Source organism: Paenarthrobacter sp. NPDC058040 (assembly GCF_042885775.1).
Lineage (GTDB): Bacteria > Actinomycetota > Actinomycetes > Actinomycetales > Micrococcaceae > Arthrobacter.
Genome location: NZ_JBHVRN010000006.1, coordinates 151891 through 176465 on the forward strand (window position 1 = coordinate 151891; position 24575 = coordinate 176465).

A 24575-nucleotide genomic window follows, 5' to 3' on the forward strand; every position below is an offset into this window, starting at 1 on the left:
TCTTGTTCTTTCGTTTCCAAGCCCAAAGCCAACGCCATAAGGAGGCAGCCGGCCTAGAAAGCCACGCCCATGCCCTCTTGATCCACCGCGGCTTATGACTAGGCATCCTTACCGTCACCTCTTTCCTTTGCTGTTCGGACCGGGCGTGATGCAACGCGGTCGTAGCCGATTACAAAGTCTTCGCTCGTAATCCTGGAGCGCATGTCGGCTGCAGAGAGAAGCGCTGATTCACTCCAAAGCGAGGACAGGCGAGCGGCCGACCATCCTTCAGTAAGCAGAGCGACCTCCTCCAAGGGCAGGTTGTCTGCGGTTCGAAGATCCTCCGCCCCGACGCGAAGGATCTCGCGGCGGTCCTCAAGGGTTGGTAGACCGAATTCAATCTCCCAGTCGAACCGCCCGGGTCGCTGCAGCGCTTCGTCGATGTCGTCGACTCGATTGGTAGTGGCAATGACCACGATGTTGCCGCCTGACTTATCGAATCCGTCGAGAAGCGTGAGGAGTTGAGCTACGAGCTGCTTGGAGTGCTCATGAGAACTGCTGGAACGACGGGAAGCCAAGCTGTCGATCTCGTCGAAGAAGATGATGGCTTTTTCCTGACGGGAGGCATCTTCAAAAATACTCCGCAGAGTGTCTTCGCTGTCGCCAACGTACTTACTGAGTACGGCCGGCCCACTGATTAGGTAGAACGCCGCATCGGACTCTTTGGCAATAATTCGGGCTAGATAAGTCTTGCCGGTACCAGGTGGCCCAGTAAGTAGCACGCCCTTAATGGGTCGAGCGCCGATACTCTCCAAGCGCTCTTTGTCGTTGAGCTGAGTTTCGATAAGTAATTTTGCGCGCTCTACGACGTGCTTGTATCCACCGAATTTGGCAAATGACAGTGAGCTGTCGCCAGTAGGCAACCTGTACTTAGAACCTGCATCATCGCCAAATAGTGTATCTTGAGTTCGGATAGGATCCTCGGAAAGGACCTTGGTTATTCCACTGAACGGTGCAAACTCAACGGTGTTTCCGGGAGTGACACTAACTCTTGTTGCTACGACTTTGAGATTTCCGCTGGCGTCGATGAGTACACGATCATCATCTAGGATGCGTCGCACGACCGCGATGCTTGTGGATTCAGACCATGCGGATTCAGGGACGAGGGAGGCCTGGTTTCCGGATACAAGAAGTATACTGCCGGATTTATACGGCAGTGGCTCCTTCGTGGATATTTTTCCTGTGAGCCCGTTCTCGTATTCGATAACGGCTCCATGCGGATCATCGATGATGGCTCGAATACGGACAAGCTGACCGGTAGAAACGGAGATTTCGTCAACGGTGACCACTAAGCCTCATCCCGGGGAGTGTTGTCAGTCGCGGACAGGTCGTGCAGGCACAATTGAGTATTCGAAAATCGTAAGTTGGACCCCATATGTCAGTTATAGCAATTCTTGGACTAAGTTGATAATCGATGTGCTTGGGAGCTGATAGTTTCTGCTCGGTGCGTTGTACTCACAACACCTTGTCCTGGAATATACGCGACGACGGAGGCTCCCCTTCGAAGCGGCTTGTCGTTGCTGAGAATAGCTCAACGCCTCTGACGTAAGTGATGGACAGAACTGGCCCTACACAGGGTTCGTGCTCAGGCTGCACGATGGAAAGGGCGTCCCATCGACTCCGTCAACGAAATGACCCGAGCGAAGGTCGCCAGAGAAAGACTGTTGGTCATGAGTTGAACCTCCTATTTGGAGCGTTGACGAAAATAGTTTCGAGCCACAGCTGAATAAGTACTGCCGCGAGACGGGAAGCACTGGCGTCGGTTACTGCGGGGATCGGAATTTGCGGAGAACCCGAGCTTGCTGGCGCCGCCCATGTCCTGCCCAGAGCGCGGCTGGTTGCACGCAGATGTAGGTAGAGGTGCGGGTTGGTTCGTCATGCCCCGAGGTTTGCCGACCAAGTGTGAACTCTGTCCCGTTCCAAGCGATGCACGCGCGCCCAGGGAATCCATTCTTCCGCCGGGAGGTCTCAGGGGTTGGCAGCAAGGATCGAGCGACGGACTCACTGAATGTTTCGATCAGGAAAGGGGCGGGAAGTGGGCTCCCAAAGTGCCCCTAGCCGCGGCGACGTTGGATCCCAACTGACCCAGTCAGTTGCCTGAGACAAATTGGACCGTCACTTGCCAGCAGGGCCGTACCACGTCTCCCACGTGTGCATTAGATCACCCGGTTGCCACATTTCCCTGGGGTCGAAGTCTTCTGGCTCCTTCCCTTTCTCTACCAGCGTCCCTTTGGAAGTACGAATCCATGCCACCCCGCCACTGTCAGTAAATTCCGCATACGCGCTTTGAACTCGACACCAGTCGTCGAAAAGGTGGCCTTCGTAGTCTCCCACAACTACCTCTTTAGAGAGTGGCTGCGCGTCGATGACCTTCCCATCCTCATCAATCGCGTAAAGGTTTAATTTGAAGATCGGCAAGCTGGTCGGATTCTTAAGATCTACCAAGGACTGGCCATTCATACGCCGCACCACTCGGACGATAATTTTTCCCGCCTGTTCCTCACGTTTGTCTTTTGCCTCCCGGTGCTTATCCGCTACCTGACGGCGATAGGTCAGAGCTGCAATTAGGAGTGCCCCTCCGGTCAGCAGGGCGCCCACTGTAGTAGCCACGGCCCCCGCGAACGTCGACCAGGCGCTGAGCCAGGCCGCTGGCCCTTCCTGTCCTTGCGCCGGCGGTTGATTGGCAAGAGGACTTAGCGTCTCTCCCTGGACGACGATGGACACCCAAACAATGGCTGCAATTGATCCCACCAAAAGCAGAATCAACAACAGGGTCTGAACGCTTGGAATCTTGATAGTCCGGACGGTTGGTTCAGCCCACTTGGCCCGCATCGGTCTCACTTATCAGGTTCCCGGGATCCGGTCGCCGTGTCCGTCATTGCTCAAGAAGACGTTCCAAGTCGTGCTATTGGGCTGCTTGATGGAGGAGCACTTGAACTGCATCGGGATGGTGTTGCCCTTGGGGGCGTCGGTATACGCGCCGACGGTGTCACAGCTGCCGTCTGATTTCTTGTAGGTTGACTTGGTCTTGCCGGCCTGGACGGTGGCGGTCGGGTGAACCTTCAACAGCCGCTGCTCGCATACGTAATTGGCGCTCTTAGCATCCTCGGCCAGCTGGTCGTCAATAACCTTCTGCGCCTCGTCCGCCGCCGCAAGCATGGCTTTGGCGCTGGCTTCCGCGCTGGACTTGGCTTCGGCCTCGTTGCCCGCCCTGATGGCCTGGGATGAAACGGCGATGGCGATGATGGCCAGTAGGACGACGATGGCCCCGCCGATGATAATGAGCAACTTGTTCCGGCTGGCCGGAGGTTTTACTTCTGGTGTGGTTTCGGTAGGCATGGACGTGCTTCCTTAGGGTGCAAGCAGAACGAGGAACAAGAGCCCAGCCAGCTTTCCCCAGCAGCGCAACTTGGTTGAAAGCTATATTACCGGCGCCTGTGGACGAAGTAAGACGCAGAGAACCCCGGTGGAGATAGGCGAACAAACCAGCGGGCCGGGATTTTCATTTACTCCGCCATGATTGGCCTTTGTCTAAGACGGTTGTGCAAATAGGGGAAGGTTAGGTGTGAATAAGTCCTGCCGCTTTCTGGAGGATAAAACTAATTTCCCCATATCTCTTGGCTCATAGCAAGGACATTAGATAAGGTGATCAACACGTGTCCAAACTTCACCGTTAAATCAATTCGCCTCACTGGCATGACGGTGGAATGCACCTTTCTGCCGATCGATAATCTTGGGCGCAGCGTTCCTATTATTTATCACCGTAGCTGCGGGGTGGAAGATATGAACGTCGTGGACAAGGTCCACTACTAAGCTTCGATGGCAAGTAGGGCGGCTCAGGGCGGTTGATCACATTTGACGTCCTCAACCTCTATTACGCACAGGCGGTGAAGCGATTGCGGCGATGAGATGCACCGTAAGCGGGTTCGGATCCTCCATGGTTAGTGCGGGACACAGCGGTGCATATGGTTCTGTCGCATCTCTAGCTTCCCGAGTCAATATTGCGGAAAATCCGGCGCTGGCGTATCGGGCAGTTCCTCGGAGTAGGTTGTCCAAGTCATGTTGGCTCTGCGTCGAGCCGAGATGAAAGTCCGAAAGGAGGGAGTCTGGTGAAGATGTGTTGCTCGGCTCTAACCAACGCTGCCGACGGCCAACCTGTATGCGCCGCCTTCTCAAATGGGTATTGGCTTCCCGCGGTCGAAGATGTGGTCGCGACGGCCAACCCCTTGGCCAAAAGAAGGTGTGCACAAAGTGCACACCTTTCGCCGCGGACTGGCCCGTACAGCGGCCGGACTGTCCCGGATTCCGCATGTTTCCAGCACTTCCCAGCAGTAGCAAGGCCTGGAATCGCGTTCGAGTCCCACCTCGGGCACGGCATATTCCCTCGTCAGAGGGTTTTTTGCTTTAACGTGTTGACAACGCTGGACGTACCAGACCTGGGAGTGTATTCGCGAGCTTGCCTGGTCACGATGCCAATCAAAGCGTGATGCCGTTGCGTGGGCTGTCAAAGCTGGCCCAGGGTAAATCCCCTGGCATCCAATAGTCCGTCAGCGTGCTGCCTCTTGCGTTCGGCGGCGGCGGTTCACGGTGTCGGAAACTGCCACGCCGATGAGTGGAAGAACGGCCCCCATGGCGGCAACGAAGGCGGGCAGGAGAAGGCTCACACCAGCGAACACCAGCAAGGCTCCAATGCCGATGAGATCAGATGGGTGGCGTAGGCCCAGTACCTGTCGAATAAAGAAGCCCCGGCCGGCAAGGAAGAGACCCGGCCCACTGAACAGAAGTAGAATGGTGGACGCATCGGGGCGGGCGGCCGGCGCGCTGATCACAAGCTGATCACCAACCGCCACCAGGATCAGGCCCGCCAGCAACACAACCAACGTGTTGCCAGCCAAAATGCCGGGCCGGAACTGATCATCGACAGAAGCAAGCTTTTCCAAAATTTCCTTTTCGAGACCATGGAAGTAGCACCACCAGATCGCGACGCTTCCGGCCAGACTTATGGCCCCGGTCAGAAATATCAAAGGGTCCTCCAGATTGCCTGAAATCGCCAGGCCGGTCGAAAGGATTGTCTCGCCGAGCGCGATCAGGTAGAACAACCCGAACCGCTCAAAGATCCTCTCTCCCGGGAGCGGGACCCGGCTTCCTTCGGTTTTCCGGCCCGGCAACCGGTGCGCCAGCATATGGCCGCCCAGATCGATCGCGGCAGCTGCACCCCAGAACACCAAGCGGGGCCCCGGACCGAAGAAGACGCCGGCAATCCAAAACGGTGCACTCATAAACCCCCAGATCAGCGTGCGCACGAAATGATTGTGGGTAGTGCCGTCAAGTCCGGCAGTGAGCATCCACGCACCCCGGCCCAGCTGGACCAGGAGATAGCTCGCAGCGAAGAGCCATCCGAAGGCGCCAAACGCCGAGCCGATTGAGGCGTTCATGAACAGTGTGACAAGCATGACGATCAGCAGCATCCACTGCACCTCAAGCCGCGAGGTGTCCAGCAACGTCGCCGACCAGGTCGTGTACACCCACACCTTGTAGACCGCAAGAAGAAGCACAAATGTCTCAGCGGCCCCCACCCAGGAGGGATATTCCAGCAAATGATGGGACAGTTGCGCTAGCGCGAAGACAAAGACCAGATCGAAGAATAGCTCAATGCGCGTGACCGGTTCTCCGGAGGTCGCCGAGCGCTTCAGCGACCTGGCACGGAACATCAGTTTCCTCCACTGGAGCAGTAGCGGACGGATGCCCCCTCCTGTTGTCGACAAGACTGACGACGGTCAGCAGGAAAGTCAAGGGGACGCTCGCCGGAGAGGTGGGAGGGTGCACCCGCGAAGATGCAAGGGTGGTGGCCCCTGATCAGAGCCGAAACCCGGAACTGGTTAATGGCGCACAACGGGGAACCTCACACCCCGGCCATCAGCGCCGACATCCTTGCTCACCCCGGCCTTCGCCCGCAACGCCGTAGAACGAGCGCTCGTCGGCATCCTGATCACACCCACTCAGGCTAACGGATCCGCCCGCCGCAGCGCGGAACGGGCGGCGTCGAGAACGCGTGCGGCCCTCGCGAACGCGGAAGATTCGGCCACCCACGCACAAATCTCGGTCGGGGGCTTCCCAGTTCCAGGGAAGTGGGGATCGACCCCGTGTCGGCGCAAGGGAATCGACATTGCCGGTGATTGGCCAGGCACCATAGGCGAAAAACTTTGTCCGCTGCAATCGAGTCCCTTGATGCCACGCGCCGTTAACCTTGTGCGACAGCACCTGCCCACCAGGTGCCGTGCCTCGGCACTGTCGCCTTCATCCACTGGCGCTGGCAGAAGGAATCGTCTCTTGTGGTGACCGGCGATCACTGGGAGACTGGGCAGTGCGTCGCGCCGCTCCCTCGATAGGTTGAGGAGGTGCCACGAGGCCAGTTCGGTCCGCACCATCCCAACGCAGTACCGTTCCAAGGGGACTCGCCATGAAAACTGTCGTGCAGTATGAACTCCGCCAATTCGGGCCGGGTGAGGGTGCATGATTGAGGTTGCATTGTCGGTGATCTTGAAGGCCAAGCCCGGCAAGGAGAAGGACGTCGCGGATTTCCTCCGCAGCGCGCGCTCCGTCGTCGAACAGGAGCAGGGTACGCGCGCCTGGTTCGCCCTCCAGTTCGACGAGTCGACGTTCGGGGTATTCGACGTATTCCCCGATGACGACGCCCGCCGGACCCACCTATCAGGGGGCGTCGGGCAAGCACTTGCCGCTCAGGGAGGAGAGCTGTTCAGCGCGGAACCGAACATACAGCACGTCGACGTGCTCGCGTACAAGCTGCCCGGTGAAAGCGGATAGAGGTCTCCCACCCCGCCGTCAAAGCACCACGATGCTGCCTTCCCACGTCCATCTACCGTCTGTCGCCCGTGGCTCTGGCACGATATTTGGCCACGGCTTTCCTCAGACGTCGCCTGGTAGCCCGGGGCGCCGGGCAGGAGGGCCACCTCATGCGCAGGCGTAGGAGCAGACGGTGACACGTTGGGACACGAGCCGTGCCGAGGCGTTCAGCGACGCCGTTATCGCGATCGTTATCACGCTCCTGGTCCTTGAGCTCACGCCGCCGGAGACCGAGCCCGGGGGGCTGCTGGCCGGGCTCCTGGGTCAATGGCCGACATACCTGGCGTATGCGGCCTCCTACATCTACCTGGCCGTGATCTGGCTCAACCATAAATCCGCCTTCTCCCGCATCCGGGAGATGGACATCGGCCTGCACTGGGCAAACCTCGGAATCCTCGCCACGCTCGCGCTTTTACCGTGGCCAACAGCTGTGATCATCGATACCGCCAAGACGGACAATCTGGCCGACGAACGGGTCGCGGTCGCGCTGTACGCGTTCGTCGGGGCGCTGCTGTGCCTGTCGTGGCTGGTGTTCTTCTCGCACCTGGCCCGGCATCCCGAGCTCACCGAGGACGAGGTGGAGGATTCCTACTTCGCACGCGAGCGACCGCGTGCCCTTGCCGGGGTCGTGCTGTACCTTGCGGCGGGAACGGTAGGTGTTCTCGTCCATCCACTGGTCGCATCGGTGATTTTCGTGATCCTGCCCGTTTTCTACGGCCTCACCAGCCATGGGTTCGAGCATCGGCCAACCTTCCTCCGCGGCGTGTAGGCTAAAACGGCAGGCATGAGCCGCCGAGGTGTTAAATCACGTTTAAAATGCACCCATCGGAAAATGCTCTTTAAGGCCACCGGAGCCGCCCCCAGTTCGCATGAAGGCCGGACTATTCGCCTGCATCCACAGACTGGCGACGATGACGTTCCCGTTGGCCGTACGCCGCCCGAAGAATGTCATCCTTTGACTCGAATCCCGAGCCCAACGCACCACCGATGAGCGCCGCCGATGTCGTCATCCAGGCGACTTCCGCGAAGTCCCAAACGGACACTGGGTGTTGCAGGGTCTGCGCCAACAGACCGTCGTCAATGGTGAAGGCCGCTGCCAGCAGCACGGCGACGAATAGCAGGACGTAACTGATAACGACGCCGATCGTCAAGGACCACACCGTAGAGGTGTTGTAGAGGGAAGCCTTGTATCTCTCGAGGAGACCGTCTCGACGCGCGCTTTCCCAAAGATCGTGCTGGGTGATGATCCAGAACACCATCGTACTGATCGAAAGGACCGTCAGTAGCGTCAATCTCGGCGCCCCCAGCAGGTCCGCGAGTTGCCAGATGGTGTCCGTGACAAGTGCAAAGGCGCCTGTGGCGATCGCTGCGGCCATTGCGCTCCTTAATCCGAAGACCAGCCGCCAGGGATGGTTCGCCCGCAGCATGCCTGCCAGCAACCGACCCCGCCCGAGACGGGTTGCTGACAGGTAGCGGAACCCAATCGGCCCCTCATCAAGAACCGCGGTCTCAACGCGCCGCGATTGGTGCAGTGAGGGTGGACCGAACTCCCCGGCGTCATCCTCGGGATCGAAGTGGCGATGCATCGCCCAGCCGAGGTCGGTGACGGCAGCGCGGACCCGGCGGTCGATGTTGACGGCGCCGAGCGCGGGCAAAGAAACCAGGGAGATCGGCTCCCCAAGCGCAACTTCCGCGACCACAGTCCGGCCGTCAAGACGAATCGGAAGATCGGTCAGGCAGACCATGACATCCCATGAACGGCGGACCCGGTGTTTCACCAAAGAGTCCAACATCGGCGTCAACCCATTGCCAGCCGTAAAGTCCCGGTACTCGATCACAACGGACCAGTTGTGGCGTTCGTCGGCAAGGTTGAGCAGATGGCCCACTTCGCGGCCGTTACGCTCGGCAAACTCGGCGGTGACCTCCGGCTCTGCGAGCACCCCCAACTTGCGGTCACCGGAAGAAGGCGCGTCACCTGAACTTTCTGGCACCCCGGCCTCCTACGGTTCAATGTGTCTATGGTCTTCGACCGGCAAAAATGGATGCAGCCGTCGACGTGAACTATGCGGCCGGTCAAGGCCGGGCCGTGCTGTCCTTCACTGACGCGCACCGGACGGTCCATCCCGGAGGAGGCGCAGGTGCTCGTGGATCATTGCCACTGCTGTTGAGCCTTCACCGGCGGCTGCCGTTACGCGTTTCACCGATCCATGCCGGACATCGCCGGCCACGAACATGCCGGGCACGCTGGTTTCCAAGGGCAGCCGCCTGCGGCCCAGGTGGCTGAACCCGGCAGGAAAGTCCTCGAGGTCAGCCCCAGTGAGAACAAAGCCGTGGTCATCCAGGGCCAGGGTATCCTGCAGCCATTCTGTGTGCGGCTTGGCTCCAATGAAAATGAAGAGGTATCGCGAGGGGAAACTCCGTTGTTCGCCCGTGTCATTCAGATCTACGACGATACGTTCGAGGGTGTCTGAACCAACCAGGCCCACGATGTTCGCCCCCAGCAGTACCTCTACGCCGGGGTGCTCTTCGATTCGATCCGCGAGGTACCCCGACATGTCCGCCCGGAGGTCCTCCCCGCGCACCACCAGCCGCACCTGTGTTCCCATACCAGACAGGAAAAGGGCGGCCTGGCCCGCGGAGTTCCCGCCACCGACGACGGCCACGGGCTGCGTTCCACAGAGCCTGGCCTCATGGACAGTGGCGGCGTAGAAGACGCTGATTCCCTCGTATTCCTCCAGCCGGGGGACTGGCAGGCGGCGGTAGTGAACCCCGGTGGCGAGGAGCGCGGCACGTGATGAAGCAGGACCGCTCTCGTCGAACTCGGCACGAAATTCACCGTCCCGCAATGTGATGGAGCGTGCCTGGCAGCCGACGTTGACCTGGACTTTGAACTTTCGGGCCTGCATGATCGCCCTTTCAGTGAGTTCCCCACCCGAGATTCCGGAGGGAAAGCCGAGAAAGTTCTCAATCCGTGGTGACGTGCCGGCTTGCCCACCTATCGCATGCCCTTCCTTGAGGACCACCGACAAGCCGTCGGACGCCGCGTACACCGCGGCCGCCAGACCGGCCGGACCGGCCCCGATCACCATAAGGTCGTACGAGGCAGAATGCTCTTTCACCGCCCGCAGGCCCAAGGCAAGGGCCAGTTCCGCTTTGGACGGGTTCTTTAGGACATGCGAAGCGTTCAGCACCACCGCCGGCAGGTCACTGGCGAGGATCCCAGCCCGGTCCAGGATCGCCTGTGCCTGCTCGTCATCCTCCAGATCGACCAGGCGGTGGGGCAGGCGGTTGGCTGCTGCAAAATCCAGCAGCCGAAGGGTGTCACGGCTGAAACGGGACCCGACGATGCGGATGCCCGCGCCTGCGCTGATCAGGAGGATCCGGCGCTGAAGGTATGCCCGCAGGATGGGCTCACCAACCGTGGCGTCCGTTAAAACCATGCGGCGCAGATCGTCCCCGCTGATGTGGAGCACTTCTCCCGCCTCGGCTACCACTGCGCTGACAAAGGCCGGCTGCCCCTCGACCAGGCCCAGCTCCCCGAGGAAACGTCCGGGACCGTGAACTTCGAGGATCCGCGTCCCGCGGCCCGGCCCAGCAGGCTGTCCTTCACCGTCGGCGTGCAGCCCCTCCACGACCAGTACCTTACCCTGCAGAATCACGAAGAAGTCAGCGTCGATGTTTCCTTCGTGTATGACGTCTTCCCCGGCGGAGGTATCCCGTCTGGTGCCGGCACGGCTAAGCAATTCGATCTGGGCCTGGCTGAGCCGTGGATAGGCGCCGGAGATATCCGGTGTTTCGATCAGAGTCGAGTCCGTGACAGGTTCCATCAGTCGGCTCCACCTTTCCGCGTCCTAGACAAATGCCTCATGGGGATAGCACCAGCGCCAGTCTTCGCCGGGCTCCAGGGAACGAACGATTGGATGCAATTCAGTGGCGTGAGCCCGGGCGTGCCGCATGGGTGAGGAATCACAACACCCCACGTGGCCGCAGGTCAGACACAAACGCAGGTGCACCCAGGGAGTGCCTAAAGCCAGGCATTCCTCGCAGCCCCGCGGTGTGCGCACGCGAACCGGACGGATCTGTCCGAGATGCGGATCACGAATTCCAGGAATCATGTTGGCTCCTACCTCGCTCCGGCCGTGAAATCGGCCTCCGGAAAAGCCCGCACTGAGTGTGCCGTCGGCATTGTGCGGCGGAATTGAAAACACCGGACCAGCGCGGGCAGCCGGGCACCGGGCAATGTACCCGGCTCATTGGTTTGCCAGTGAAGTGATGTGTTGGGCAGACCCGCGCGGGGCAGGTAACCCGACGGCGGGACGCTTGGGCCGTCGTCGTTGTTCCGGAATGTAATCCGCTGGCGTAAGCGCCCAAGTAGTGAAACTGGACGTGGGAATTCTTCTAGCCCGCAGCGAGCTTTCCCATGGGGTTTTCACCCCTCCTCCGCAGGTCAATTCCGGTGGCAATCAGAAGTATTCCGAACAGAATCGCGAAGGAAGCGAGCAGCCCCAGGAGACCAAGTATGCCTGCGCCGGGAAGAATGACCAGGAAGAGGCCGAAGAGAGTGGTGACGATGCCTGTGATCAGCCAGAGCCACCATTGTTCGTCGGTCTTTTTTACTTCGAAGGCCTGTGCTATCTGGGAGACACCGAGAATGACGGCCCACGCGCCGATGATGAGCGCCAGCGAAAGGGCGGTGATGCCCGGCCAGAAGAAGGCGGCGAGACCTGCGAGCACGGAAATGACCGCGCCCACTATTTGCCAAGCGGACCGGCGCCCCTTGTGCCTGACGTAGTGCGCGATGTTCGTGATGCCGTCAATGAATGCGTATATTCCGAAGAGGATCACCAGTGCGAGTATGGAGACGCCGGGCCAGACGACAACCAAAATTCCGAACAGGACGGCTGCGATGCCCCTGATAATCAACGTGTTTCCTGATCCCTTATGTAATTCTTTCGTGAATGCGTCAGACATGGCCAGACCTCTGTTTCTGGAAATGGGTTATTCGTGACTTTGATGGTCGGGCTGTACGAACAGCCCTATTCCTTTCCTGTGCTCCCCAAAGTGGCTTTCACGGTCTTTGTGTCTTTCCCGCGCTGGAACTCGACATCGGACTGCTGTCCCGGGTCTTTTTTGCGTAGGGCGGCCAGAAGGTCGGTCACACTGTCGATCTTCTGCCCGTCGAACTGGGTGATGATGTCTCCGGGTTGCAATCCTGCTTTGGCTGCCGGTCCTCCTTGGGCGACTTCGATGACCAGCGCGCCCGATGTCGTGGCGAGGCCAAAGCGTCTTGCGACCTCAGGAGAGATGTCGGTCGGAATAATCCCAAGGACCGCGTGCGTGGCCACCCCGCTCTTCAGTATCTGGTCCGCTACATCGATCACGGTCGCCGTGGGAGTTACGAACCCGATCGAGACGGCGCCCGAACTGGGCGGCAGATAGGCCTCTGAGAGCCCGATGACCTCCGAGTTGCTGTTGACCACGGCTCCGCCGGAATTGCCCGGGGAGATGGGCGCGTCCGTCTGGATGAGGTCGACTAGCCCCTGCGGTGCTCCCTCTGACGGTGGCATATTGCGGTGAAGTGCGGAAACGATGCCCGCCGTGACGGTCTGCTCCAGCCCCAGCGGACTGCCAATAACAACCGCCAGCTGTCCAGCTTCGGGAAGCGCCGTCGAGAACTTGGCGGCCGGAAGGTTGTCCCGGTCAGCCTTCACCACCGCCACATCGGTTGGGTCGTCAACTCCGATGACGGTGGCCTGAGCCTGAGATCCGTCGGCGAAGCGGATCCGGATGCTTTTGAACGGCTTCTTTTGCTGATCCTCCACCACGTGGGCGTCCGTGACAATGGTGCCGTCGCTGCGGTAGACCACTCCGCTGCCGACGCCGCCTGATGTCTGGATCGTGACCACAGAGGGTTCGACCTCTTTGACTATCCCAGGAACGGCTGAAAGGTCCCCCGTGGAATTGGAACCCTCAGCGCTGGCGGATTGTGATGCCGGAGCCGGGGGCGACCCTGTGCACGCTGATCCGAATATAAGCAACCCCGTGCCGAGAATGGCGGCCCACGCCCTCCTGCGTCCTGGAGACGGGTGCGAGGCCCTGCCCTCGGCGGCTGTTGTTCTGCTCATACTCATCGGATCCCCGTTGCCTTCGCTGGATGTCTACGGCGACATGTACCAGTCTGAGTCTCCTCCGCCGCCGTTGTGCCTGCATGGCCCCGCGACGCCCAAAGACTGCCCGAATTTGAGTCCCCCAGGTCCAAGCGCAGGCAGCTGGTGCGCGCGTCAGCTTCAGCGTGATCCAAGCCGTCAGCGCTGCCGTGCGGATCGTAGGCGCCAGGCACGCGTGGCAACGTGCAGGTTGAGGCGGGTCTCGGGGTCAGCAAGGTCTAAGCCGGTGATCTGCCGGATGGACTTTAGCCGGTATCGCAGCGTGCTCCGGTGAATGGCAAGGCTGTCGGCGGTGTCGTCGTAGTTGCCGCCATGATCCAGGTACTGCGCCAAGGTGTGCACCAGATCGGAGCTGCGGCGGGCGTCGTTGCTCTGCAGTGCACCTAGCCACTCCGCGACGTAGTCGGAGAGCTCAGTTTCGCTGCCGGGCATGTCAAGGATGCGGTAGATCCCCAGCTGGTCGTAGCGCGTGCACCCGTAGGGGTCGATGGAATGTACCCGGATCTGCAGCGCACGCAGGGCCTGCTCGTAAGAGCGTGGGAGCTGCGTGACGTCGTGGCTCGGACCTCCGATGCCCACTGCTCCGGTGGCGCTATGCAGAGTCCTTGCCGCAACGGTAAAGAGCTTTGTATCGAGCGGATCTCCGGTAGCCACGGCAATTGTTATGTCCGAACGCCGGGAAACGAGGGCAGGCGTCTGCAGTTCCCGCAGCGCTCTGCGCAGGGCGACCACGATCGTATCGTCGGTTCTTGGCGGTTGCCACTGAGCAACGATGACGTGCTGCGGACCTGTGATGTCGTATCCCATCACCCCGGCACGCACGGCTGCGGTCTCTTCATCCATTCCCGACACCAGTTCATGCACCAGGTCGCCGCCCAGTTTCAGTTCCAGCTGGGCCACGCTGCGGCGGTGCGACAACTCGACCTGCAAGAGCCGCGTTCCATACTCCAGGGCGAAGACGTCGTCGGCCGTGTAGGGCCTGCCGTCCTCAACCAAGCACACTGCCCCGAGCACGTCCTTGTCAGGCAGAACCAGCGCCACGAGCCCTCTGGGTTCTTGCACCGGCAGTCCGAAGGCGTGCCAGAGCTGCACCGTCCGGGCCCTGTCGGCCGCACTGGGCCGGGAATAGGGATGCCCGGATTTGGTACCGGCGGCGGCGCGGATGTTGCCGAAGCCGTCCTCAGTGCAGACCGGGCGCCCCGTCAGCACTGACAGCACTTCTGCCAGAAGGGACTCCCGGGAGCTCATTTGTCCGAGGGGGGCTGTAAGAGTGCCATTGAGGGCGTTCTGGATCGACGTTCGGGTTTCGAGCTGCAGTACCGTAGCGGTGAGGATACGCAGGCGATCGTCCACGCTCGGGGCGGCGGGTAGCAGGGCCGTGTGCTCCTGGTGGTGTGCTCCTGCCGCTTCCTCGACTGCGCCAGGGGCAGTTGCTCGGGCCTTTGCGCGTAGCTCGATCATCTGCGCCGGACTCGGAGCTGTGCGGGCATGCAGGACAAGGCACCCGTTCAGTTCTCCGCCGTCGTCAAAGGTCGAGAGCGCGTACCGCCAACCCGGCCCCGTGATGGGAAGTTCGGCGGCGCTGCCTTCGAGCTGGCGGACATCGGGGTCCTGGGCGGGCGGTGCCCGGTTCGGGCCCGGAAGCAGATGACCGTCCACCACTAGATAGAAAGCGGCCACATGGCAGAATTCCAGTGCAGAAACAGATCGTACGGCCTTGCCAAGAGTCTCCTCGGCCCTTAGTCGATCGAGCATCCAGGTTACCTGCCAGTTCTATGTCCGCAGCTGAGGGCCACGTCTGTGGGCGAGATGGGCGGCGGCGGATCCCCGATGATCCCTTATCTTCGACACTACGCCGGCGGACACTATCCTGCTAGGTCAATGCCCTGGAGCATATTTGGACCCTCGAGGGCCATGCCGTCGCTCCCCTCCACGGGGCAGACTCAACCTGTAAGGCCCCATGACACAGCCCTTGAGCCTCACGGCCCACCAGGACAGGGGGCGGAATCATGCAGTGCAATTTCGGGCGTTCGTCGCCGCAGGACAGGAACGCGCCCTCTAGGACCGGAGCGAGTCATGGCCAAAGCAGTAGGAATTGATCTTGGAACAACCAACTCGGTGATCGCCGTCTGGGAAGGCGGGGAAGCCCGCGTCATACCCAACGCGGAAGGAGCCCGGACCACTCCGTCAGTTGTGGCGTACACGGACAGCGGTGAACGCCTTGTGGGGCAACTGGCCCGGCGGCAGGCGATTCTGAACCCCAAGGGAACCATCACGTCGGCCAAGCGGTTTATCGGCCGGCACTATGATGAGATCTCGGATGAAGCCAAGGCCGTGAGTTTCGACGTCGTGGCGGACGACAACGGCGTGGCGCGTTTTCAGGTCCAGGGCAAGAAGGTCGCACCCGAAGAGGTGAGTGCGCTCGTCCTCCGCAAGCTAGTGGACGACGCCGCGAAGCAGTTGGGCGAGAAGGTAACGGAGGCCGTTATTACGGTTCCCGCGTACTTTAACGACGCACAGCGCACCGCGACCAAGGACGCGGGCAAGATTGCCGGGTTGGAAGTCCTGCGCATCATCAACGAACCCACTGCCGCGGCCCTGGCCTACGGCATTGACAAGCGTGAGCATGAGACCGTGCTGGTGTTCGACCTGGGCGGCGGAACCTTCGATGTGAGCCTCTTGGACGTCGGCGACGGGGTAGTGGAGGTCCGCTCGACCGCGGGCGACTCACACCTCGGTGGCGACGATTTTGACCGCCGGCTTGTCGACTACCTCGCCGATGACTTCCAGAAGGAGTCCGGCATCGATCTCCGAACGGACCCCCAGGCATTGCAGCGCCTGTTCGAAGCGGCCGAGAAGGCCAAGGTTGAACTCAGTTCGGTTGCCCAGACGCAGGTCAATCTTCCCTTTGTTACGGCTGACGCGACGGGCCCCAAGCACCTGACCAGCACCATTCGGCGGTCCGTCTTCGAGGACCTTACCCACGACCTCGTCGAGCGCACGATGGGGCCGGTGCAGCAGGCGATGACGGACGCCAAAGTCACGGCCAATGACATCGACGAAGTGATTCTGGTGGGCGGCTCCACTCGCATTCCTGCGGTACAGAACCTCGTGCGGAGGCTGACGGGCGGCAAAGAGCCGAATATGAGCGTCAATCCGGACGAAGTCGTGGCCATCGGTGCGGCGATCCAGGCCGGCGTGCTCAAGGGCGAGGTGTCCGACGTCCTGCTGCTGGATGTTGTACCGCTTTCCCTGGGTGTGGAGACCCGCGGCGGCGTCATGACCAAGATCATCGAACGCAACACGACCATCCCCGCCCGGCGCAGTGAAGTCTTCTCCACAGCGGAGGACAACCAGCCCGCCGTTGACGTAGTGGTCCTCCAGGGCGAGCGTGAGCTGGCGGCGGATAACCGGGTGCTGGGACGGTTCCAGCTGAGTGATATCCGGCCGGCGCCTCGCGGGGAACCGCAAGTGGAGGTCACGTTCGACGTCGATGCCAACGGCATCCTGAACGTCACCGCGCGCGACAAGGACACGGGCAAGGAGCAGGGCATCACCATCAGTGAAGGCTCCAACCTCGACGCCAAGGAAGTCGAGCGCATGATTGCAGAGGCCGATTCCCACAGGAACGAGGATGTGCAGAACCGGGAGCGGATCGATACCCTCAACGAGCTCGATGCGGTAGCCTACCGCGTTGAGCGGACGGTGAACGAACTCGGTGACGCACTCCAGGCGCACGACAAAGCCCGGGCGGAACTGCTGATCGGACAGGCACGCGATGCGGTCAGCAACCAGGCTGAGGTGTCCACGGCGAGGGAACTCATCTCCGAGCTTCAGCAACTGCAGGCAGCGCTGAGTGCCTCGGCTGCCTCCGCGGCCAGTGCAGGGGCGGCCCAGGGAGCCGCATCTCAATCCGGAGCGTCAAACGCCGTAGATGACGATGACATAGTCGATGCAGAATTCGATCGTGGCTAGGAGTGGTCATGAGCGACCAGGCAGGGCCGGCTGAACAGGCCCATCCAGGAAGTGACGCGGCAGCCGCGGCCGCACCCGATGAAAAGGAAACAGGAACGGCAGCCCAGGCGGAAGCGCTGGCCAAGATGGAGGACCAGTGGCGTCGCGCGTTGGCCGACAACGACAACCTGCGGAAGCGCGCCGTCCGCGACGGCACCCAGCAACGGGCCCAGGAGCGCGCCGCGGTTGCCTTGGCATGGTTACCGATTTTGGACAATCTCGAACTGGCCCTGGCCCACGCACCGGCGGGGGCGGAGGACCCGCTCGTGGAGGGCATAGCCTCCATCCGGAAACAGGCCATCGATACCTTGGCCCGTTTGGGTTACCCCCGGATCGACGCCGAGAACGTCCCCTTCGATCCCCGCTTCCATGAGGTTGTCAGCGTGGTGGAAACTGACGACGTTCCCCCCGGGACCCTAGTAAGCGTGCTGCGTCCTGGCTACGGAGGCCCTGAAAACGCTCTCCGGCCCGCCGCCGTCGTGGTGAGCCGGGCGGTGACCCCGGACCGTGGCTAAGGATCACTACTCGGTTCTCGGAGTACCGCGCACAGCGAAGCCCGACGAAATCCAGCGCGCCTACCGCAAACTCGCAAGAAAATACCATCCGGACGTCAACCGCGAGCCGGATGCCGCCGACAAGTTTAAGGAGATAGGCGAGGCCTACGACACCTTGTCGGATCCCGAGACCAGGACGCGTTATGACCGGTTCGGCGCCGACTACCGGCAGTACGCCGGCAGCGGCTCCGGCCCGGGGGGCAGCGGCGGGCAGTGGGGTTCCGGCGGCCCGCGGCCCCGCCCGCGCCCTGGCCCGCACCCGGGACGCGGCGGGTACGGCAACGCCGACGTCGATATGGGAGGCGACGTCGATTGGGAGGATCTGCTCGGAGGCTGGTTCCGGCAACAGGCAGGGGGCCGGGCCCAGGGTGCTGACCATGAAGCCGAGCTTCGGCTGACCCTCGAAGAGGCGATTCGTGGCGGACGGCGCACCGTCCGCCTGGCCCAGCCGGGCGGCGAAACGCGGAACTATGACGTCGAGGTGCCCCCCGGCGTGCTGGACGGTCAGCGTGTCCGCTTGGCGGGGGAGGGCGCCGGTGGCCGTGACGGAGGTCCGCCGGGGGATCTCTTCCTGACCGTGCGCATCCAGCCGGACGCCAGATACCGGCTCGAGGGCCGGGACATTCACTTCGACCTTCCCGTCACGCCGTCGGAAGCAGCTCTGGGGGCCAAGATCAAGGTCAACGCGCCTGCGGGACCGGTCACCATCACCGTTCCCGAGGGGTCTTCCAGCGGGCGCAGACTTCGGCTTCGAGGCCAGGGAATGCCCGACCCGAGGGGCCAGCCGGGGAACCTTTACGCGGAGATCCGCGTCATGGTGCCCCCGCGGCTGAGCAGTAAGGTGCGCAAGCTATACGAGCAGCTTGCCGATGTATCCGACTTTCACCCGAGGGAGGGCCTTCTATGAGCCGAGAATATCCGCTCGCCTATCCGTGGCGCCTGAATCTCGAGGCGGTGGCAGGCAGCAGCGGCGTACACCCCGACGTCGTTATGCGATTCGTAGAACTGGATCTGATCCGGCCGTTGGGCGATGCCTCGGGCGGGCCCTGGTTCAGCCCTCGGGCTCCGGAGCTCATAGCCCGCGTCATGAGACTTCATTCAGAGCTGTCGCTGAACTACGCGGCAATTCCGTTGGTACTCGATCTGTTGGTGCGGGTTGACTCGCTTGAACGACGACTGGTTGAAATCACGCAGGTCGAAGGGACCGGTTCACGATGAACATGGAGAGTTTGACGCAAAAGTCGCAGGAGGCCTTGGCAGAGGCTCAGCGGATAGCCCAACGCAGTGGGCACACTGAGACCGACGGCGAACACCTGCTGCTGGCCCTGCTGGAGCAGGAAAATGGCCTTGTTCCGCGCCTGCTCGTGGGCATGCAGGTGGATGTGGATGAGTTGAGGGCTGCCGTTGAAACCGAGCTGAGGCGCAAGCCAAAGATCACCGGCCCGGGGGCGGCACCGGGCCAGGTGTACGTGAGCCGCAGGCTGGGCACACTCCTGGATACCGCCGAACGTGAAGCCAAGCGCCTCAAGGACGAGTACGTCTCGGTGGAACACCTGCTGGTCGCGCTGGCGGAGGAAGGCCGGTCCACGGCGGCCGGCAGGGTGCTGGCCGATCACGGCATCACCCGCGAGGCATTCCTGTCGGTCCTGACCCAGGTCAGGGGAAACCAGCGCGTCACCTCGGCAACGCCGGAGCAGACCTACGAGGCACTGGAGAAGTACGGCCGCGATCTGGTGGCGGACGCCCGCACCGGAAAGCTGGATCCGGTTATCGGCCGAGACGCGGAAATCCGACGGGTCGTGCAGATACTTTCGCGCAAAACCAAAAACAATCCGGTGCTGATCGGCGAGCCCGGAGTCGGCAAGACCGCCATTGTGGAGGGGCTGGCCCAGCGGATCGTGCGGCAAGATGTGCCGGAAGGGCTGAAGAACAAGACCATCTTTTCGCTCGACCTGAGCGCCCTCGTGGCTGGTGCCAAGTACCGTGGCGAGTTCGAGGAGCGGCTGAAGGCGGTGCTGGCCGAGGTGCTGGCTGCAGAAGGCAGGATCCTGCTCTTCGTGGACGAGCTGCATACCGTCGTCGGGGCAGGCGCCTCCGAGGGGTCGATGGACGCCGGGAACATGCTCAAGCCAATGCTGGCCCGCGGGGAGCTGCACATGATCGGAGCCACCACCCTCGACGAATACCGTAAACACATCGAGTCGGACGCGGCCCTGGAACGCCGCTTCCAGCCGGTCCTCGTTGAGGAGCCCGATGTGGAGGATGCCATATCCATCCTTCGCGGGCTGCGGGAACGGCTGGAGGTCTTCCACGGCGTGAGGATCCAGGACAGCGCTCTGGTCGCTGCTGCCATCCTTTCCCACCGGTACATCACTGACCGGTTCCTTCCGGACAAGGCCATCGATCTCGTGGATGAGGCGTGCGCCCGGCTGCGGACGGAAATTGATTCGATGCCGGCGGAACTGGATGAGCTAACCCGGAGGGTCACACGGCTTGAGATAGAAGAGGCGGCTCTCTCCAAGGAGACCGATCCGGCAAGCAAGACCCGGCTCGAGGAGTTGAGGCGTGAATTGGCGGACCTGCGCGCGGAGGCCGACGCGAAGCGGGCCCAATGGGAATCCGAGCGCCAGGCGATCCACAAGCTGCAGGAAATCCGCAGTGAACTGGAGCGGGCGCGGCAGGAGGCTGAAGAAGCTGAGCGGAATTATGACCTCAACCGGGCGGCGGAACTGCGTTACGGCAGGATTGCCGACCTCGAGCGGCGGTTGGCCGCTGAGGAGGAGCGGCTGACCGCGAAACAGGGGGAGAAACGCCTGCTGCGCGAGGTGGTGACGGAGGATGAGATCGCCGACATCGTCGCGGCCTGGACAGGCATACCGGTGGCACGGTTGAAGCAGGGCGAACGTGAGAAAGTCCTGCATTTGGACGAGATCCTGCGCGCCCGTGTGATCGGTCAGGAAGAAGCAATCAGTGCGGTTACGGATGCCATCATCCGCGCACGTTCCGGTATACGGGATCCGCGTCGGCCCATCGGCTCGTTTATCTTCCTGGGGCCGACCGGCGTCGGGAAGACTGAACTCGCCAAGGCCCTTGCCGCTGCCCTTTTCGACAGTGAGAACGCGATGATCCGGCTGGACATGAGCGAGTACCAGGAGCGCCACACCGTGAGCCGGCTATTGGGTGCCCCTCCGGGCTATATCGGCTACGACGAGGGTGGCCAGCTCACCGAGGCCGTGCGCCGCAAGCCGTACTCGGTGGTGCTTTTCGATGAGGTGGAAAAGGCCCACCCGGACATCTTTAACACCCTTTTGCAGGTCCTGGACGACGGCAGGGTTACCGACTCGCAGGGCCGCACCGTTGATTTCCGCAATACCGTGATCATCATGACCTCTAATATCGGTTCCCAATATCTCCTTGAGGGTTCCACTGAGGGCGGAACGGTCACCGAGCAGGCACGGAGCCTGGTGATGGGGGAGCTCGGGGGCCATTTCCGTCCCGAGTTCCTCAACCGCGTGGACGACACCGTCCTGTTCGCACCCTTGGGACTGCCGCAAATCGAGCGCATCGTTGACCTGCAGTTTCACCAGTTGCGGCAGCGGCTCGCCGAGCAGCAAATCGAGCTGCGCCTGACCGAGGGGGCACGCCAACTGATAGCCGAACGCGGCTTCGATCCGATCTACGGGGCGCGACCGCTGCGCCGCTTTATCTCCCGTGTGGTGGAAACGGAGGTGGGCCGGGCCCTCCTGCGCGGCAGTATCGCCGAAGGCGGAGTGGTCACGGTGACCGCGTCCGGAGGGGAACTCGTGGTTGACTACAGCGAGAGGGAGCTGGAGGGGGCTGGAACCGCATGAACAAGGCCATCATCAAATGTCCCCATTGTGGCAAGTCCAACCGCGTGCCAGCCGCCGCCGAGGGCCGGCCACGCTGCGGGAATTGCCACCGGGAGCTTCCCTGGGTGGTTGAAGCGGGCGACGACGACTTCGGCGAAATCGCCGAAAGGTCGGGCGTTCCGGTCATGGTGGACTTCTGGGCGGTCTGGTGCGGGCCCTGCCGGATGGTGAGCCCCGTGCTGGACCAGTTGGCGCACGAACGCGCCGGACAAATCAAGCTCGTAAAGGTCGATGTGGACCAGTCGCCGCAGCTCTCCGCCAGGTTCGCCATACAGGCGGTGCCCACATTGATAGTCATCGTCGACGGCAAGATCGTCGCAAGGCAGGCCGGGGCAGCTCCCGCCCCCGTGCTGAGGTCCTGGCTGGAAGATGCACTCACGAAGTAACACAAAACAGCGGACGACGGGGGGCGGCTTGTGCATTGGCACAGTCAGTGCGCCAATTGGACTGGGGCGAAGAGGATAGCTAAGCAGCCCGACGGGAGTCGACGAGGTTCGGTACCCCTCCGAAGGAGGCCAAGGTCCGGGCGGTCTCCACGAACTCATGTGCCAGCCCGTCGTTGACATCCGTGCGCCATGCAATGGACAGCGGAGAAGGCGGGACGTCCCTGACCGGTATGAATGATAGCCCCGGACGGTCATAGAAACGCTGGGTGGATGCCTGCGTGAATGCGATGCCCCGCTCACCCATGATGGCTTCGAAACACTCGTCAACAGTAGCGACCTGCGTGCCCATACGGACCGGCTGTCCTCCGCGGGCCTGGGTTGCGAGCCAGAAATCCCGCCATTTTTCCGGAGCCTTGCGGGCGACGAAGGACTCATCAACGACCTGTTCCACGGAAACCTCGGACAGCCCGGCAAAGCGGGAACTGCTGGCAACTACGAGGACGCGCGGCTCAATGAACAGTGTCTCCATGGCGAGCCAGTCAGCCGCGGGCAGGGGCGGCCGCACAAATGCCACGTCGGCACTTCCGTCGGCCAACCCCGCAGTGGGGTCGGCAAAATCGAACGACCTCATCTGGACGTGGATTTCCGGGTGGTTGTTCTTGAAAGCGGAGAGGATCCGCGGCGTGAGCTCGGCAGCCGCGTTGGCCTGAAAGCCGACTATGAGGGTGCCCCGCACCCCGCTGGCCACCTCACGCGTCAGCGAAACGGCACGCTCGGCGGCGGCCAGAAGACGCTTGGCTTCACCCATCAGGACATCCCCGGCACTGGTCAGGGAGACGCTGCGGCTGGTCCGGAGCAGCAGAGGAGTGCCCAGGGCATGTTCAAGCTTCCGTATTTGCACGCTGAGGGATGGCTGCGCGATATGGAGCCGCGCAGCGGCTCGCCCGAAATGCAGTTCTTCCGCAACGGCGACGAAGTACTGCAGTACGCGCAGGTCTAGCTGTGGCTGCTGCATCGTTCAACTGTAGGCTCCGCCACAATCGGGGTCCAATAGTTTCGGCCTATTGACGGATAGGGCACAGGTATTGGACCGGTCGGGGTTGCGGGGGCTGCAATGGAAACAGCGAAGGGTTGCCAACGGAGATAGCCACCAAGCACTCCAGGAACCACGCTTCCGAGGCTCGGGCAGAGAAGCCCGACCCTCCGCGAGTCCAACGAGAGGAACAATGACATGACGGTCGCAACACGTGCCCCTTCCGTAGAATCCTGGGTTCAGAGCTTCACTGAGGCCAACAACCAGGACCCGGAAATCCAGGCCCACGGAAAGTACTTCACCTGCTCCTACCTCTTGGACATGGAGACACACACCTTTGTTGTCCGGGTGGTATCTGGCACCATCGCCCAGATTTCCGTGGACCCGGGACCCATTGAGGTGCCCTACCAGTTCGCCATCCGGGCCAGCGCCCACACCTGGTGTGAATTCGGCAAGGCCGTCCCCGCTCCCATGTACCACGGCATCTGGGCCGCCACTTTCCAGCGGGACATGAAGCTGGAAGGCGAGGTCCTCGTCCTGATGCAGAACGTGCGCTGCATCACCCGCCAGATCGAACTGCTGCGCTCCACCGGCGCACCCGTCTAGACCATAGGAGTTACTGACATGAGTAAAATTTCCCCCGTCACCGGCCACTACGTCACCGTCGACGTGGACGGCCTTGAATACAAGGTTTTCTACCTCGAAAACGGCCAAGGCCAGCCCCTGGTCTGCCAGCACACCGCCGGAGCCCACAACCATCAGTGGCGCGGCCTGCTGGAGGACCCGGAGATCACCGCCAACTACCGCGTCATCGCCTACGATCTTCCCCGCCACGGCAAATCGGACCCCCCTGAAAACACGGAGTGGTGGACCGAGGAGTACCAGCTCAGCGCGGACCACTACGCCAACTTCATCATCGCTCTTGTCGATGCACTGGAACTGGTTGACCCGATCTTCATGGGATCCTCCTTCGGCGGCAACATCGCGCTGCAGCTCGCCCACCGATCCCCGGAGAGGTTCGCCGCCGTCATCCCCGTAGAGGGGGCAGACTACTCACCGGGGTTCTACCTCGACTGGTGGCAGCACCCGCACGCCAACGCCGCTCAGGTGTGCGGCAGCGGCACCTGGGACCTCATGGCCCCCCAATCGCCGGAGGCGGACCGCTGGAAAACGTGGTTCTACTACACGCAGGGTTCCGAGGCGTTCAAGGGTGACCTGTACTTCTACTCGGTGGACCACGACCTGCGCGGCAAACTGGGCGGAATCCAGACCGACAAATGCGCAGTGGTCATGATGACCGGCGAATACGACTACCTCACCACCCCTGAAGACGGAGCCCGCACCGCCAGCCAGATCCCGGGCGCGGAGTTCATCGAAATGAAGGCTATCGGGCACTTCCCGATGAGCGAGAACTACCCGGTTTTCAAGGGGTACCTCGGTCAGGCCCTGGACCTGATCCGTACTAAGACCAGCGTCCTGGCCTAACCGGTTCCCGCCTTAGGCGTCGGTGCCGACCAGACGGGGCGGGGGCCCCCCCCCCCCCACACCCCCGACATGACCCAAACGAAAAGAAGAGGAAAAAGCCCAAAGATTGCGGGGGGCCCCCCGCCACCATCCTAAAGGTTTGG

21 protein-coding genes are annotated in these 24575 nt (G+C 61.9%); 10 read left to right on the forward strand and 11 right to left on the reverse strand.

What is annotated here, in order from left to right; genetic code table 11:
* Window positions 1-98: 98 nt before the first annotated feature.
* The 4 genes from ACFVSJ_RS09945 to ACFVSJ_RS09960 form a co-directional block, all read right to left on the reverse strand.
* Entirely contained in the window at window positions 99-1328 is a 1230-nt protein-coding gene (locus tag ACFVSJ_RS09945; protein WP_387436407.1) for an ATP-binding protein, read from the reverse strand.
* 826 nt (window positions 1329-2154) lie between these two features.
* On the reverse strand, window positions 2155-2790 hold the full coding sequence (locus ACFVSJ_RS09950; protein ID WP_387436409.1) for a hypothetical protein: 636 nt from the start codon (window positions 2788-2790) through the stop codon (window positions 2155-2157).
* Between the two features lie 93 nt (window positions 2791-2883).
* The gene (locus ACFVSJ_RS09955; RefSeq protein WP_387436411.1) at window positions 2884-3378 is read right to left on the reverse strand and encodes a hypothetical protein; all 495 of its coding nucleotides are present in this window, start codon (window positions 3376-3378) and stop codon (window positions 2884-2886) included.
* A 1208-nt stretch (window positions 3379-4586) separates the two neighbouring features.
* Window positions 4587-5750 carry a low temperature requirement protein A gene (locus ACFVSJ_RS09960; protein ID WP_387436413.1) on the reverse strand — a complete coding sequence of 388 codons (1164 nt, stop codon included), beginning with the start codon at window positions 5748-5750 and terminating at the stop codon, window positions 4587-4589.
* Between the two features lie 802 nt (window positions 5751-6552).
* On the opposite strand from ACFVSJ_RS09960, the gene ACFVSJ_RS09965 reads away from it, so the two are divergent.
* Window positions 6553-6864 (forward strand): putative quinol monooxygenase, encoded by a 312-nt coding sequence (locus ACFVSJ_RS09965; RefSeq protein WP_387436415.1) that lies wholly within the window; start codon window positions 6553-6555, stop codon window positions 6862-6864.
* A 172-nt stretch (window positions 6865-7036) separates the two neighbouring features.
* Window positions 7037-7672, forward strand: coding sequence for a TMEM175 family protein (locus ACFVSJ_RS09970; RefSeq protein WP_387436417.1), 636 nt, complete (start codon window positions 7037-7039; stop codon window positions 7670-7672).
* A 112-nt stretch (window positions 7673-7784) separates the two neighbouring features.
* Here the strand turns inward: ACFVSJ_RS09970 and ACFVSJ_RS09975 are convergent, their stop codons facing one another.
* The 6 genes from ACFVSJ_RS09975 to ACFVSJ_RS10000 form a co-directional block, all read right to left on the reverse strand.
* Window positions 7785-8894, reverse strand: coding sequence for a hypothetical protein (locus ACFVSJ_RS09975; protein WP_387436419.1), 1110 nt, complete (start codon window positions 8892-8894; stop codon window positions 7785-7787).
* A gap of 105 nt (window positions 8895-8999) precedes the next feature.
* Window positions 9000-10730, reverse strand: a complete 1731-nt coding sequence (locus ACFVSJ_RS09980) for an FAD-dependent oxidoreductase (RefSeq protein WP_387436421.1) — start codon at window positions 10728-10730, stop codon at window positions 9000-9002.
* A 24-nt stretch (window positions 10731-10754) separates the two neighbouring features.
* Complete coding sequence (locus tag ACFVSJ_RS09985) at window positions 10755-11018, reverse strand: UBP-type zinc finger domain-containing protein (RefSeq protein WP_387436423.1); 264 nt, start codon at window positions 11016-11018, stop codon at window positions 10755-10757.
* Window positions 11019-11301: 283 nt separating this feature from the next.
* Entirely contained in the window at window positions 11302-11874 is a 573-nt protein-coding gene (locus ACFVSJ_RS09990; protein WP_387436425.1) for an HdeD family acid-resistance protein, read from the reverse strand.
* A 65-nt stretch (window positions 11875-11939) separates the two neighbouring features.
* A complete protein-coding gene (locus ACFVSJ_RS09995) occupies window positions 11940-12809 on the reverse strand; it encodes a S1C family serine protease (RefSeq protein WP_387436427.1) in 870 nt (289 codons plus the stop codon).
* Window positions 12810-13208: 399 nt separating this feature from the next.
* On the reverse strand, window positions 13209-14825 hold the full coding sequence (locus ACFVSJ_RS10000; protein ID WP_387436429.1) for a PucR family transcriptional regulator: 1617 nt from the start codon (window positions 14823-14825) through the stop codon (window positions 13209-13211).
* Between the two features lie 321 nt (window positions 14826-15146).
* Between ACFVSJ_RS10000 and dnaK the strand changes: the two genes are divergently transcribed.
* From dnaK to trxA, 6 genes are read left to right on the forward strand one after another with little or no spacing between them, the layout of a single operon-like run.
* Complete coding sequence (gene dnaK, locus ACFVSJ_RS10005; RefSeq protein WP_387436431.1) at window positions 15147-17045, forward strand: molecular chaperone DnaK; 1899 nt, start codon at window positions 15147-15149, stop codon at window positions 17043-17045.
* A gap of 8 nt (window positions 17046-17053) precedes the next feature.
* Window positions 17054-17599, forward strand: a complete 546-nt coding sequence (locus ACFVSJ_RS10010; RefSeq protein ID WP_387436433.1) for a nucleotide exchange factor GrpE — start codon at window positions 17054-17056, stop codon at window positions 17597-17599.
* Window positions 17592-18545: a DnaJ C-terminal domain-containing protein gene (locus ACFVSJ_RS10015; protein WP_387436435.1), complete on the forward strand. Its 954-nt coding sequence runs from the start codon at window positions 17592-17594 to the stop codon at window positions 18543-18545. Before ACFVSJ_RS10010 ends, ACFVSJ_RS10015 begins: the two co-directional genes overlap by 8 nt.
* Entirely contained in the window at window positions 18542-18856 is a 315-nt protein-coding gene (locus ACFVSJ_RS10020) for a chaperone modulator CbpM (RefSeq protein WP_387436437.1), read from the forward strand. The genes ACFVSJ_RS10015 and ACFVSJ_RS10020 overlap by 4 nt, the downstream gene beginning before the upstream one ends.
* Window positions 18853-21489: an ATP-dependent chaperone ClpB gene (gene clpB / locus ACFVSJ_RS10025; RefSeq protein WP_387436439.1), complete on the forward strand. Its 2637-nt coding sequence runs from the start codon at window positions 18853-18855 to the stop codon at window positions 21487-21489. The genes ACFVSJ_RS10020 and clpB overlap by 4 nt, the downstream gene beginning before the upstream one ends.
* Complete coding sequence (gene trxA, locus ACFVSJ_RS10030; protein WP_387436441.1) at window positions 21486-21914, forward strand: thioredoxin; 429 nt, start codon at window positions 21486-21488, stop codon at window positions 21912-21914. Before clpB ends, trxA begins: the two co-directional genes overlap by 4 nt.
* 79 nt (window positions 21915-21993) lie before the next feature.
* Here trxA and ACFVSJ_RS10035 read toward each other — a convergent pair whose 3' ends face one another.
* Window positions 21994-22929 (reverse strand): LysR substrate-binding domain-containing protein, encoded by a 936-nt coding sequence (locus tag ACFVSJ_RS10035; RefSeq protein ID WP_387436443.1) that lies wholly within the window; start codon window positions 22927-22929, stop codon window positions 21994-21996.
* A gap of 216 nt (window positions 22930-23145) precedes the next feature.
* Between ACFVSJ_RS10035 and ACFVSJ_RS10040 the strand changes: the two genes are divergently transcribed.
* Together ACFVSJ_RS10040 and ACFVSJ_RS10045 are read left to right on the forward strand one after the other, a co-directional pair.
* Window positions 23146-23553 (forward strand): hypothetical protein, encoded by a 408-nt coding sequence (locus ACFVSJ_RS10040; protein WP_387436445.1) that lies wholly within the window; start codon window positions 23146-23148, stop codon window positions 23551-23553.
* An 18-nt stretch (window positions 23554-23571) separates the two neighbouring features.
* A complete protein-coding gene (locus tag ACFVSJ_RS10045; protein ID WP_387436447.1) occupies window positions 23572-24432 on the forward strand; it encodes an alpha/beta fold hydrolase in 861 nt (286 codons plus the stop codon).
* Window positions 24433-24575 lie beyond the last annotated feature (143 nt).